10 protein-coding genes and 1 tRNA gene are annotated in these 12,298 nt (G+C 64.7%); 6 read left to right on the top strand and 5 right to left on the bottom strand.

The features are described from left to right. Positions 1-26: 26 nt before the first annotated feature. The 4 genes from secF to tgt all read right to left on the bottom strand — a co-directional run bounded on the left by secF (position 27) and on the right by tgt (position 4,462). On the bottom strand, positions 27-974 hold the full coding sequence (gene secF, locus CCR82_RS14055; RefSeq protein WP_201246430.1) for a protein translocase subunit SecF: 948 nt from the start codon (positions 972-974) through the stop codon (positions 27-29). Positions 975-996: 22 nt separating this feature from the next. Beyond that, positions 997-2,850 carry a protein translocase subunit SecD gene (secD, locus tag CCR82_RS14050; protein WP_201246429.1) on the bottom strand — a complete coding sequence of 618 codons (1,854 nt, stop codon included), beginning with the start codon at positions 2,848-2,850 and terminating at the stop codon, positions 997-999. Positions 2,851-2,966: 116 nt separating this feature from the next. Then, positions 2,967-3,296 (bottom strand): preprotein translocase subunit YajC, encoded by a 330-nt coding sequence (gene yajC / locus CCR82_RS14045; protein WP_201246428.1) that lies wholly within the window; start codon positions 3,294-3,296, stop codon positions 2,967-2,969. 56 nt (positions 3,297-3,352) lie between these two features. Further along, the gene (gene tgt, locus CCR82_RS14040; RefSeq protein ID WP_420827337.1) at positions 3,353-4,462 is read right to left on the bottom strand and encodes a tRNA guanosine(34) transglycosylase Tgt; all 1,110 of its coding nucleotides are present in this window, start codon (positions 4,460-4,462) and stop codon (positions 3,353-3,355) included. Between the two features lie 99 nt (positions 4,463-4,561). On the opposite strand from tgt, the gene msrA reads away from it, so the two are divergent. Beyond that, entirely contained in the window at positions 4,562-5,236 is a 675-nt protein-coding gene (gene msrA, locus CCR82_RS14035) for a peptide-methionine (S)-S-oxide reductase MsrA (protein ID WP_201246479.1), read from the top strand. Between the two features lie 120 nt (positions 5,237-5,356). Here msrA and queA read toward each other — a convergent pair whose 3' ends face one another. Further along, positions 5,357-6,388: a tRNA preQ1(34) S-adenosylmethionine ribosyltransferase-isomerase QueA gene (gene queA / locus CCR82_RS14030; protein ID WP_201246427.1), complete on the bottom strand. Its 1,032-nt coding sequence runs from the start codon at positions 6,386-6,388 to the stop codon at positions 5,357-5,359. A 72-nt stretch (positions 6,389-6,460) separates the two neighbouring features. On the opposite strand from queA, the gene CCR82_RS14025 reads away from it, so the two are divergent. The 5 genes from CCR82_RS14025 (at position 6,461) to glcF (ending at position 11,984) form a co-directional block, all read left to right on the top strand. Continuing rightward, a tRNA-Leu gene (locus CCR82_RS14025) sits at positions 6,461-6,547 on the top strand. Positions 6,548-6,565: 18 nt separating this feature from the next. After that, a complete protein-coding gene (locus tag CCR82_RS14020) occupies positions 6,566-7,768 on the top strand; it encodes an exo-beta-N-acetylmuramidase NamZ family protein (RefSeq protein WP_201246426.1) in 1,203 nt (400 codons plus the stop codon). Between the two features lie 186 nt (positions 7,769-7,954). Continuing rightward, positions 7,955-9,439, top strand: a complete 1,485-nt coding sequence (locus tag CCR82_RS14015) for an FAD-linked oxidase C-terminal domain-containing protein (RefSeq protein ID WP_201246425.1) — start codon at positions 7,955-7,957, stop codon at positions 9,437-9,439. Positions 9,440-9,457: 18 nt separating this feature from the next. Further along, entirely contained in the window at positions 9,458-10,642 is a 1,185-nt protein-coding gene (gene glcE / locus CCR82_RS14010; protein ID WP_201246424.1) for a glycolate oxidase subunit GlcE, read from the top strand. A gap of 10 nt (positions 10,643-10,652) precedes the next feature. Further along, positions 10,653-11,984 (top strand): glycolate oxidase subunit GlcF, encoded by a 1,332-nt coding sequence (gene glcF, locus CCR82_RS14005; protein ID WP_201246423.1) that lies wholly within the window; start codon positions 10,653-10,655, stop codon positions 11,982-11,984. Positions 11,985-12,298 lie beyond the last annotated feature (314 nt).

Raw genomic sequence — 12,298 nt, 5'->3', positions numbered from 1 at the left:
CCTCACCGGACCCTGATCGAGGGTGCTCATGGGCGATCATCGACCAGCGTGCCCTCCTTCTCCGGCGGCAGCAGGTCGGCCCGACTGATACCGAGCCACACCGCTGCGGCGGTGGCGATGTAGATGGTCGAATAGGTGCCGACCAACACGCCGATGATCAGCGCCAGCGAGAAGCCGGCGATGGCCTCGCCACCGAGGACGTAGAGCGCCAGCAGCACCAGCAACGTGGTGCCAGAGGTGATGATGGTGCGCGAGAGGGTCTGATTGACCGACCGGTTGCTGATCTCGATCACCGTGCCCTTGCGCATCTTGCGGAAGTTCTCGCGGATGCGATCGAAGATGACGATGGTGTCGTTGAGCGAGTAGCCGATCACCGCCAGCACCGCCGCCAGCACGGTCAGATCGAACGGAATGTAGAAAAGCGAGAACATCCCGATCGTGAACAGCACATCGTGCATCAGAGCCGCGACCGCGCCGACCGCGAAGCGCCACTCGAAGCGCAAGGCGACATAGACCAGGATGCCGATCAGCGCGAACAGCACCGCGAGGCCACCTTGCTCGCGCAGCTCCTCGCCGACCTGCGGTCCGACGAACTCGACCCGCCGCAGTTCGAGCCCGCCCTCGACGTCGGCGCTGAGCACGCGGAACACCCGATCGCTGATGGTGGCACTCGCCGCCTCACCCTCCTGCGGCGCGATGCGGATCAGGATGTCGCGGTTCGAGCCGAAGTATTGGACGGTGGCATCGACGATGCCCTCCTCGGCCAGCGTCGCGGTGATCTCGGACACCTCGACCGGCTGCTCATAGCCGAGTTCGATGACGGTGCCGCCGGTGAAGTCGAGACCGAAGTTGAAACCGCGCAACAGGATCGACAGCAGGCAGATGACCATGAGCGCCCCGGAGACGATCGCCGCGATGCGCCGCTTGCCGAGGAAGTCGATGTGGGAGTCTTTCAGGATCTGGGCGTGGGCCATGAGGAATGCTCCGCGAGGAAAATCAGATGGCCAGTCGCTTCACGCGGCGACCGCCGTAGATCAGGTTGATCAACGCCCGCGAGCCGAGGATGGCGGTGAACATCGAGGTCAGGATGCCGATGAACAGCGTCACCGCGAAACCCTTGACCGGCCCGGTGCCGAAGCTGAACAGCACGATCGCGGCGATCAGCGTGGTGACATTGGCATCGACGATGGTCGAGAGCGCCTTGTCGTAGCCGGCGTGGATGCTCGCCTGCGGCGTGCTGCCGTTGCGGATCTCCTCGCGGATGCGCTCGAAGATCAGCACATTGGCATCGACCGCCATGCCCACCGTGAGCACGATGCCGGCGATACCCGGCATGGTCAGCGTCGCCTGCAACAGCGAGAGCACGGCGACGATCAGCACCAGGTTGACGATCAGCACCAGATCGGCGACCAGCCCGAAGACGCGATAGTAGAGCGCCATGAAGAGCACCACCAGCGCCAGGCCGATCAGCACCGAGCGCATGCCCTGATCGATGTTGTCCTGACCCAGGCTCGGGCCGATGGTGCGCTCTTCGACGATCTCGATCGGTGCCGCCAGGGCGCCGGCGCGCAGCAGCAGCGCGAGATTGTGCGCCTCCTCGGAGCTATCCAGACCGGTGGTCTGGAAGCGCCGACCGAAGGGCTCGAGGATATTGGCGACGCTGATCACCTCTTCGCTGCGCACGCGCTCCTTGACCGGCTCGCCGTCGACCAGACGGGTGACAGTGCGCGATTCGATGAATACCACCGCCATCGGCTTGCCGACATTCTCGGTGGTCACCCGGCGCATCTGCCGCGCGCCCTGCCCGTCGAGGCTGACGCTGACCATCGGCGAGCCGCTCTGTTGGTCGAAGCCGGCCGCGGCACTGGTGATCTGGTCGCCGGTGACGATGACCCGGCGCTTGAGCAAGATCGGCTGGCCGTTGCGCTCGTAGTAGAGCGCGGCGCCGACCGGCACCCGGCCATCGAGCGCGTCCTGCACAGCGTGTTCGGTATCGACCAGGCGGTATTCGAGGGTGGCCGTGGCGCCGAGCAGGTCCTTCAGGCGCGCCGGGTCTTGCGCGCCCGGTAGTTGCACGATGATGCGCCGCTCGCCCTGGCGCTGGATGATCGGCTCGGCGACGCCGAGGGCGTTGACCCGGTTGCGCAGGGTGGTGATGTTCTGCTCCAGGGCGAAGCGCTTGATCTCCTCCTGCTTGGCCGGCGGTAGGCTGCCATAGAGGTAGGCATCGCCACCCTGGCTGCCGGTCGTGATGTCGAGATCACGGAACTCGCGCCGGATCAGCTTCGCCGCCTCATCGCGCACCGAGGCGTCGCGGAAGCGGACCTCGAGGCGTCCGTCCTCATGGCCCACGGTCAGATAGCGAATGCGCTCATTGCGCAGCAGGGTGCGGACATCGCCGGTCAAGCGCTCCAGCGCCTGGGTCACCGCTGCATCCATATCGACATCGATCAACACATGGATCCCCCCACGCAGATCGAGTCCGAGGAACATCGGCTGCAGACCCAGCGCCTCGACCCAGCCCGGCAGGTCCGGGGATTGGGTCAGCGCATGCTGGTAGCCCTCCTCGAGGGTGCGATCTAGGGTCGCTTGGCCACGCAACTGCGCGTCTGGTGACTCGAAGCGGATGAGTGCCTTACCACCCTCGCGTTTCTCGATGGCCTTCACCGGCACACCGGCGTTTTCCATCGTCGCCGCGATCTCGGCCCGCGTGGCTGAGTCAACCTCGCCTTCCGAGGCTTGAACCTCGATCGCCGGGTCCTGCGGGAACAGGTTCGGCAGGGCTAGCACCAGGCCGAACAGGATGACGGCGAGGATTAGCAGATTCTTCCAGAGGGGGTACTGATTCATAAGGAAGCGTCTTCCAGTGGCGGGATTCGGCGGCGCGGATCGAGCTGAGTCGCAACGACTTCACGTTGAGCCCCGAGGCCGCCCAGCGTGAAGCCTGAGCCTCTCTCTAAGCCTGATCAGAGATCCTTCAGCGAGCCTTTTGGTAGGACGCCCTCAACGGCTTGTCGACGGACTTTGATGACAACGTTATCGGCAACCTCGACCTGCGCGAAGTTGTCGCCAAGTTCGGTAATGCGTCCAGCCATGCCGCCCATGGTGACGACCTCATCGCCCTTGCTCAAGCCCTCGACCAGGCGCTTGTGCTCCTTCTGGCGCTTGATTTGCGGGCGGATCATCAGGAAATACAAGATGACGATCAGACCGATCGGGAAGAGCAGCCCGAGCAACGGGTCGCCGGCGGGAGCGCCCTCGGCCTGGGCCAGGGCATCAGGGATGAAAAAGCTCATCAGGGTTCCTCATAGGCCGCGCTTGATGCGCGTGTCAGCGGTGATCGAGCCCGGTATTATGGCATATCCTCTTCGGCGAAGAACCGGGCTGCCAAGGTCTGAAAGCGGCCCTCGGCAATCGCTATTCTTAAGGCGCGCATCAAATCTTGATAGAACGCCAGGTTGTGGATGGTGTTCAGGCGCGCGCCCAGGATCTCGTTGCAGCGTTCCAGATGATGCAGATAGGCGCGGCTGTAGTGCTGGCAGGTGTAGCAGCCACAGCCCGGATCGAGCGGGCTGTCGTCGTTCTTGTGGCGCGCGTTGCGAATTCGCAAAACGCCGCCGCGCACGAATAGATGGCCATTGCGCGCGTTGCGCGTCGGCATCACGCAGTCGAACAGATCGATCCCGCGCGCGACCGCCTCGACGATGTCGGTCGGCTTGCCGACACCCATCAGATAGCGCGGACGCTCCGCCGGTAGCTCGCAGGCCAAGTGATCGAGCACCCGCAACCGCTCCGCCGGCGGCTCGCCGACCGAAAGCCCGCCGACGGCGTAGCCATCGAAACCGATCTCGAGCAGGCCGGCCAAGGACGCCGAGCGCAGGGCCGGCGACATGCCGCCCTGGACGATGCCGAACAGCGCCGCTGGATTGTCGCCATGCGCCTGCTTACAGCGCGCGGCCCAGCGCAGCGAGAGTTCCATCGAACGGCGTACCTCGTCGTCGCTCGCTGGGTAGGGCGTGCACTCGTCGAAGATCATCACGATGTCCGCGCCAAGCGCGCGCTGTACCGCCATCGATTCCTCCGGCCCCAGGAACACCGGACTGCCATCGACCGGCGAGCGGAACTGCACGCCCTGCTCGCTGATCTTGCGCAGCTCGCCGAGGCTGAAGACCTGAAAGCCGCCAGAATCGGTCAGGATCGGCCCGTCCCAGTGCATGAATCGGTGCAGGCCGCCGAGCTGTTCGATAATCGCGGTGCCGGGGCGCAGCATCAGATGGAAGGTGTTGCCGAGGATGATCTCGGCGCCGATCGCGCGCAGCTCCTCTGGCGTCATGCCCTTGACGGTGCCATAGGTGCCGACCGGCATGAAGGCGGGCGTCTCGATACGGCCGCGCGGCAGCGTCAGGCGACCGCGTCGGGCCAGGCCGTCGTTGGCCAGATGCTGGAAGTCCAGGCTCATCATCGTGTCTTGTTGGAGTCCATGTTGCGCCGACGCATTTGGCTCGAGCGCCTGCGCCCAAACCTCGAAGAGCGTCCAATCATACCGACCGAGGCCATCACCATGTTCCTGTTCCGCAAGAAAACCGAGCTGCCGACCGCCAAAGACGCCCTGCCCGGCCGCACACAACCGATGCCGGTGACGAACCGCCACGCAGTCCTCGACCATCCGCTGCAGCCGCCGTTTCCAGACGGCATGCAACAGGTGGTGTTCGGCATGGGCTGCTTCTGGGGGGCTGAAAAGGCCTTCTGGAGCCTGCCCGGGGTCTATAGCACGGCGGTCGGCTATGCCGGCGGCCTGACCCCGAACCCGACCTATGAAGAGGTCTGCTCCGGCTACACCGGCCACAACGAAGTGGTACTGGTGGTGTACGACCCGGCGCAGATGGCGTTCGAGCAGCTGCTCAAGACCTTCTGGGAAGGCCACGATCCGACCCAGGGCATGCGCCAGGGCAATGATGTCGGCACCCAGTACCGCTCTGGCATTTATGCGTTCGACGCCGGGCAGTTGGAGGCCGCCCACGACAGCCTGAGCCGGTATCAGCAGGCGCTGGAGCAGGCCAATCGGCACGCGACCATCACCACCGAGATCCTCTCCGCGCCAACCTTCTATTACGCCGAGGACTATCATCAGCAGTATCTGGCCAAGAACCCGGGCGGTTACTGCGGCCACGGTGGCTGCGGCGTGCGCTATCCGGCGCAGGCCGCGGTCGGGGTTGACAACCAGATTAGTATTTAAGAAACTAGCGATGCACTAGAGGTTCGCAGTCCTCTGGTGCACTCCTCCATCCTCCTTTGGTGGTAATCTTTAGAGCGCGGCGCCCGCCGCGCTTTTTTTTGTCCACCGTCTTTGCCTCCCTCATCGCCGCGTCAAGAACATCGCATCGCCATAGCTGAAGAAGCGATAGCGCTGCACGACGGCATGACGGTAAGCGGCCATGATCGCCGCGTGGCCGGCGAAGGCCGAGACCAGCATCAACAGCGTCGAGCCCGGCAGATGGAAGTTGGTGATCATCGCATCAACGACCTGGAAGGCATAGGGCGGGCGGATGAACAGCCGGCTCTCGCCGCGATAAGGCGCCAGCACCGAGGCCGCATCGGCCGCCGCCGCCGTCTCGAGACTGCGTACCGTCGTGGTCCCGACGGCGATGATGCGCCCGCCAGCGGCGCGGGTCGCCTCGATCTGCGCCACCGCCGTCTCGCTCACCTCCAGCCATTCGGCGTGCATGCGGTGCTGATCCAGATCCTCCTCGCGCACCGGCTGGAAAGTGCCAGCGCCGACATGCAGGGTGACGCGGGCGGTCGCGATGCCGGCCCGGGCGAGCTGCTCGAGCATCGCCGCCTCGAAGTGCAAGCCTGCCGTCGGCGCCGCGACCGCGCCCTCGCGCTCGGCATAAACGGTCTGATAACGCTCGCTGTCAGCGGCATCGTCGGCGCGTCGGATATAAGGCGGCAGCGGCATGTGGCCGTGGCGTTGCATCAGCTCCGGCAGCGTCGCATCTAGCGCCCGCAGCCGAAACAGCCCCTCCTCGCGCGCCACCATCAACAGTCGCTCGCCGTCGGCCAGGTGCAGTTCGCTGCCGGCGGCCGGTGTCTTGCTGGCACGCACATGGGCGAGCGCCTCGTGCGCGTCGACCATGCGCTCGATCAGCACCTCGACGCGGCCACCAGTCGCTTTGTGCGCGAACAGCCGCGCCGGGATCACCCGGGTATCGTTGAAGACCAGCAGATCGCTGGGACGCAGCAGACTCGGCAGATCCCGAAAGCCGAGGTCGTCGCGGCGGCCACTCGGGCCATCGAGTGCGAGCAGGCGGCTCGCACCGCGCTCGCTCAGAGGGCGCTGGGCGATCAGCTCGTCCGGCAGGTCGAAATGGAAATCGGAGCGGCGCATGGATCCTGTACAAGAACCTCAAAAGATGACTGTACCCTTTCGGTACGCTGAGGCTATAATTATAGGTTCGCTGCCGGGGTGGCGGAATTGGTAGACGCAGTGGACTCAAAATCCACCGGTGGTAACACCTTACGAGTTCGAGTCTCGTCCCCGGTACCAACCTTCTCGGTGACGCCTATGCGCCTGGGCATCGATCGCCTCCTCGCCGACGGCCATCTGCGCCGCCCCCTGGCCGCTCGGCGCGTTGCCCTGCTCGGCCATCCGGCCTCGGTCAACCATGTCGGGCGCCACAGCCTCGATGCGCTGATGTCGCTCAGCGGCCTGCGGATCACCGCCGCCTTCGGCCCTCAGCACGGGATGCGCGGCGACAAGCAGGACAACATGATCGAGTCCCACGATTACGTCGATCCGATCCACCAGATCCCGGTGTTCAGCCTCTACGGCGAGGTGCGTTACCCCACCGACGCCATGCTCGACCAGTTCGATGTGCTGCTGGTCGATCTGCAGGATATCGGCACGCGCATCTACACCTATGTGACCACGCTCGCCTATGTGCTCGATGCCTGCGCCAAGCACGGCAAGGCGGTCTGGGTGCTCGACCGTCCCAACCCCATCGGCCGCCCGGTCGAAGGCAGCCTGCTCGAGGACGACTGGCAGAGTTTCGTCGGCGTCGCGCCGCTGCCGATGCGCCATGGGCTCAGCTTCGGCGAGCTGGCGCGCTGGTTGATCGCCCACCAGCGGCTCGATCTCGAGTGCGAGGTGATCGCGATGGAAGGCTACGAGCCCGACAGCGCCCCCGGCTGGGGCTGGCCGCGCGACGAGCTGGCCTGGGTCAACCCGAGCCCGAATGCCTCGAGCCTGAACATGGCGCGCTGTTTCCCCGGCACCGTGCTGATCGAAGGCACCAGACTCTCGGAGGGGCGCGGCACGACCACGCCGCTGGAAGTCATCGGCGCGCCCGATCTCGACATCTGTCGGCTGATGCGGCGCATGGAGAGCCTCGCCTCGGACTGGATGCAAGGCGCGCTGATCCGCTGCTGCGGCTTCGAGCCCTGTTTTCACAAGCATCAGGGTCAGCTCTGCCACGGACTCCAGATCCATACCGACAGCGTCCACTATGACCATCAGCGCTTCCGTCCCTACCGGCTGGTCGCACTCTTCCTGAAAGCGCTGCGCACAGAATACCCGGAGGAGCCGCTCTGGCGCGATTTTCCCTATGAATACGAGACAGGGCGCCTGGCCATCGACCTGCTGAGCGGCGGCACCGCACTGCGCGAGTGGGTCGACGACGCGACGACCGAACCGGCCGACCTCGATGAACGCCTGGTCCGCGACGAGCAGCGCTGGCTCGAAGAGCGCGCGCCGTTCTTGCTGTATTAGAAAGGTTTTTATCGTGTTCCAAGGTGCGGATGAAGCGGCCTGTTGGAGTCATGGGCCTGCAAGCCAGGTCAGATTTCGTTTACCCCAGTGGTGAACGAACAATCAATGTCTTGGCGGGAGCACTCGTGCCCTGAGCACCTTAAAAGGGCTACTGCTTAATCTTGAACAGGCTCGGATGAAGGTTTGATGTCTAGAATTCCAGACGAACGCCCGTTGAATCCAAAGCCCGAGGTCATCTCGGAGTTGCGTCGGCTGCTGCCCGCAGCCAGCGTGCTCGCGACCGAGGCTGAGCTGGCGCCTTACGAGTGCGACGGGCTGAGCGCCTTCCAACAGCGCCCGCTGGTGGTGGCGCTGCCGGAGACGGTGGAGCAGGTGCAGCAGATCATGCAGCTCTGTCATCGACTGGAAGTGCCGGTGGTGGCGCGCGGGGCGGGCACTGGGTTGTCCGGCGGGGCGCTGCCGCTGGCCGATGGGGTGTTGCTGTCGCTGGCCAAGTTCAATCGGATCATCGCGATCGACCCGGCGAATCGCAGCGCGAGGGTGCAGCCGGGGGTGCGCAATTTGGCCATTAGCGAGGCCGTGGCGCCGCATGGGCTTTATTACGCGCCTGATCCGTCCTCGCAGATCGCCTGCTCGATCGGCGGCAATGTGGCCGAGAATTCGGGCGGAGTGCACTGCCTGAAGTACGGGCTGACGGTGCACAACATCCTCAAGCTGACGCTGGTCAGCGTTGAGGGCGAGCTGTTCGAGGTGGGCGCCGAGGCGCTGGATTCGCCGGGGCTGGATCTGTTGGCGTTGATGACCGGCTCGGAGGGGATGCTGGGCATCATCGTTGAGGTAACGGTCAAGCTGCTGCCGAAGCCGGAGCGGGCGCAGGCGCTGCTGGCGTCGTTCGACAGCGTCGAGCGGGCCGGGGCGGCGGTGGCTGAGATCATTGGGGCCGGAATCATCCCAGCTGGGCTCGAGATGATGGACAACCCAGCGATTCGCGCGGCCGAGGCCTTCGTCCATGCCGGCTATCCGGTCGATGCGGCGGCGATCCTGATCTGCGAGCTGGATGGCTTCAATGCCGAGGTGTCGGTGGATGTGATGCGAGTACGCGAGCTGCTGCTCGGTGCTGGGGCGACCGATGTGCGCACCGCAGCCGATGATGCCGAGCGCCTAAGGTTTTGGAAGGGGCGCAAGGCGGCGTTCCCGGCGGTCGGGCGAATCTCGCCGGACTATTACTGCATGGACGGCACCATCCCGCGTCGACAGCTGGGGCCGGTGCTGAACCGCATCGCTGAGCTGTCGGCGGAGGTTGGGCTGGCGGTCGCGAATGTGTTCCATGCCGGTGATGGCAATCTGCACCCATTGATCCTCTACGATGCCAATAACCCAGGCGAGCTGGAGCAGGCTGAGAGCTTGGGTGGCGCCATCCTCGAGCTGTGCGTCGAGGTGGGCGGTACCGTGACCGGTGAGCATGGCGTGGGTGTGGAGAAATTGAATCAGATGTGCGTGCAGTTCAATCGCGCGGAATTGACCCAGATGCATGCGGTGAAGGCGGCCTTTGATCCTAAGGGTCTATTGAATCCGGGAAAGGCGGTGCCGACGCTGCATCGCTGCGCGGAATTCGGCGCCATGCACGTCCATCACGGGGCGCTGAAGTTTCCCGAGCTGCCGCGGTTTTGAGCGGGCGCTCCAACTCCAATGGTTGAACACCTAGACACGACGACTGAGCCGGCGATCGTCGAGCAGGTCCATGCTGCCCGGGCAGCGGGCTCAACGCTGGCGATCCATGGTGGCAAGACCAAAGACTTCTATGGCAATCCGGTACAGGCCGATGCCGAATTGGATTGCTCGATCCATCGCGGTGTCATTGCCTACGAGCCGACGGAGCTAGCGATCACGGTGCGGGCCGGGACGCCGCTGGCCGAGGTCGAGGCACTGCTGGCTGAGCATGGCCAAGAGTTTCCATTCGAGCCGCCCCATTTTGGTGAGCGAGCGACGATCGGCGGGATGGTGGCGGCGGGCCTGTCTGGGCCTCGGCGGCCCTATGCGGCCAGCGTTCGTGATGCGGTGCTCGGCGTGCGCATGCTCAATGGCAAGGGCGAGGTCATGGATTTTGGTGGCCGGGTGATGAAGAACGTCGCCGGCTACGATCTGTCGCGCTTGATGGTGGGCGCGCTCGGGGTGCTGGGCGTGCTGCTGGAGGTGTCGATCAAGGTGATGCCGAGGCCGCCGGGCCGGATCACGTTGATTCAGGAGCAGGATCAAGCGAGCGCGCTGGCGTCGATGCAGCGCTGGGCCGGGCAGGCACTGCCGATCACCGGCACGGCGTGGCTGTGTGGTCGGCTGCATCTGCGGGTGGCCGGGAGTGAGGAGGCGCTGAGCGAGACGCAGCGCATCCTCGGCGGTACGCCGGTGGCCGCTGCAGAGGCGGACGCTTTCTGGACGGCGGTGCGTGAGCAGCGGCTGGAGTGCTTCGCCGATGAGCAAGCGTTATGGCGGGTCTCGGTGCCGCCGGCGACCGCAGCGGATGTGATCCCGGACGTTGAGCTGATCGAATGGAGCGGTGCCTTGCGCTGGCTGAAGACGGAGTTAGCGGGTGTGACGGGTTCGGCTGTCAAGCCTAGGAGGTATGGCGCCTCGGCGGTGTCTGCAGTGAGGGCGAACGACCGTATCAATGATGCGGGGGACGTCGATGCGGGTGCGATTCGGCCATGGGCTGCAGCGGCCGGCGGGCATGCGACGTTGTTTCGCGCCGGGGCAAGCACTCCGCGGCCGAGTGACGGCGTTTTCGCGCCGCTGAGTCCTGTCGTGATGCGGTTGCATCAACGCCTGAAGCAGGCCTTTGACCCAGACGGTCTCTTCAATCTAGGTCGGTTGTATTGATGAGCGGGACATGCAGACGCGACTGATCCCTGAGCTGCTGGCGACTTCGGATGGCCGCGAGGCCGACCGCATCCTGCGCAGTTGTGTGCATTGCGGCTTCTGTACCGCAACCTGCCCAACCTATCAGCTTCTCGGCGACGAGTTGGACGGCCCGCGTGGTCGCATCTATCAGCTCAAGCTGGTGTTGGAAGGCGAGCCGGCGACGCGTTCCACGCAGCAGCACTTGGATCGTTGCCTGACCTGTCTGAACTGCGAGACCACCTGTCCGTCTGGGGTTGAGTATCACAAGCTGGTTGAGATCGGCCGCGAACGGGTTGAGCGTTCGGTGCCGCGACCAGTGTATGAGCGCCTGATGCGTTGGGGCCTGCGCAAGGTACTGCCCTATCCGCGTCGGTTCGTGCCGTTGTTGCGCGTTGGGCAATGGATGCGGCCGCTGTTGCCGCGGCAATGGCGTAGCAAGGTTCCGGTTGCGCCCTCGCAATCGCCGCAAGGTGTTGGTGTGGATGCAGTTTGGCCTGAAATCGCTGCTGAACCTGGAGCTGCAGGCGCTGAAACGGCATTACGTGGTGGCTTTGCACGGCGGCGGGTGCTGATGCTCGACAACTGCGTTGAGCCGACCTTGACCCCGGTGACGGTGCAGGCCGTCAAGCGCGTGCTGGATCGGCTCGGCATCGATGTTTTGCAGCCGCAAGGCAGCGGTTGCTGCGGGGCGATCAGCCAGCATCTGGCCGCGCCGAACGAGGCTAAGCGCTTCATGCGCCGCAATATCGACGCCTGGTGGTCGGAGATTGAGCCGAGCGATCCTGAGCAAACGCCGGCCGATGCGATCTTGATCACCGCAAGCGGCTGTGGCGCGGTGGTCAAGGACTACGGTTGGCATCTCCGCGATGATCCTGACTATGCGGCGAAGGCGGCGCGCGTCTCGGCGCTGGCCAGCGATCTCAGTGAACTGCTAAGCGTCGAGGATCTGGCGCGACTGCCTAGTCCTTTCGCGCATGGCGTGCCACGGCGCATCGCCTTTCATCCACCCTGCACCTTGCAACATGGTCAGGGCCTGATGGGGCGGGTCGAGTCGTTGCTGCGGGGGGTCGGCTTCGAATTGACGCCGGTGCGCGATGCGCATTCCTGCTGTGGCTCGGCGGGCACCTATTCGATTCTGCAAGCCGAGCTGTCAAAACGCCTGCAGGCCGATCGTCTTGAAGCTCTGCAGGCGGGCGCGCCCGCGTTGATCGCTAGCGCCAACGTTGGCTGCCAAACCCATCTGGCCGCCGCCGCGCGGGTATCCGTCGTGCATTGGATCGAACTTTTCGATCCGGATTTTCGCGTTGCGCGAATGCCATAAGGCCGCTCGAAGCGGCCTTATGGTGGTTGCACCTGAGTCCTTGGGCGCTAGATTGCGGGTGCCGATCAGATCGCAGGGCCTACCACCAGCACTCGAGCGATGGTAGGCAGAGGTCTTCTCTCAGGGCGAAACCGTTCTGACTCTGACTGACCAGCAGTTGAGGGATTTACCCTCGATTCTGGACAATTCCCTTCGTCTGGTCCAAACTGCCCGCCACTGTTGGTTGGCGAGGTAGCGGCGTGAACGTGCACGACATCACCCTGCGCCCGGTCGCGCACGAGGAAGAGCCGCGCTTCAAAGCGCTGCTTGATGCG

The sequence above is a fragment of the Halochromatium salexigens genome, from assembly GCF_016653295.1.
Lineage (GTDB): Bacteria > Pseudomonadota > Gammaproteobacteria > Chromatiales > Chromatiaceae > Lamprobacter > Lamprobacter salexigens.
Note: the sequence above shows the minus strand (reverse complement) of the source record. Positions and strands in the feature narration are given on the sequence as shown.

Coding starts and splice junctions, on each gene's coding strand:
- secF (WP_201246430.1), bottom strand. CDS start 974: ATGGCCCACGCCCAGATCCTGAAAGACTCCCACATCGACTTCCTCGGC.
- secD (WP_201246429.1), bottom strand. CDS start 2,850: ATGAATCAGTACCCCCTCTGGAAGAATCTGCTAATCCTCGCCGTCATC.
- yajC (WP_201246428.1), bottom strand. CDS start 3,296: ATGAGCTTTTTCATCCCTGATGCCCTGGCCCAGGCCGAGGGCGCTCCC.
- tgt (WP_420827337.1), bottom strand. CDS start 4,462: ATGATGAGCCTGGACTTCCAGCATCTGGCCAACGACGGCCTGGCCCGA.
- msrA (WP_201246479.1), top strand. CDS start 4,562: ATGTTCCTGTTCCGCAAGAAAACCGAGCTGCCGACCGCCAAAGACGCC.
- queA (WP_201246427.1), bottom strand. CDS start 6,388: ATGCGCCGCTCCGATTTCCATTTCGACCTGCCGGACGAGCTGATCGCC.
- CCR82_RS14020 (WP_201246426.1), top strand. CDS start 6,566: ATGCGCCTGGGCATCGATCGCCTCCTCGCCGACGGCCATCTGCGCCGC.
- CCR82_RS14015 (WP_201246425.1), top strand. CDS start 7,955: ATGTCTAGAATTCCAGACGAACGCCCGTTGAATCCAAAGCCCGAGGTC.
- glcE (WP_201246424.1), top strand. CDS start 9,458: ATGGTTGAACACCTAGACACGACGACTGAGCCGGCGATCGTCGAGCAG.
- glcF (WP_201246423.1), top strand. CDS start 10,653: ATGCAGACGCGACTGATCCCTGAGCTGCTGGCGACTTCGGATGGCCGC.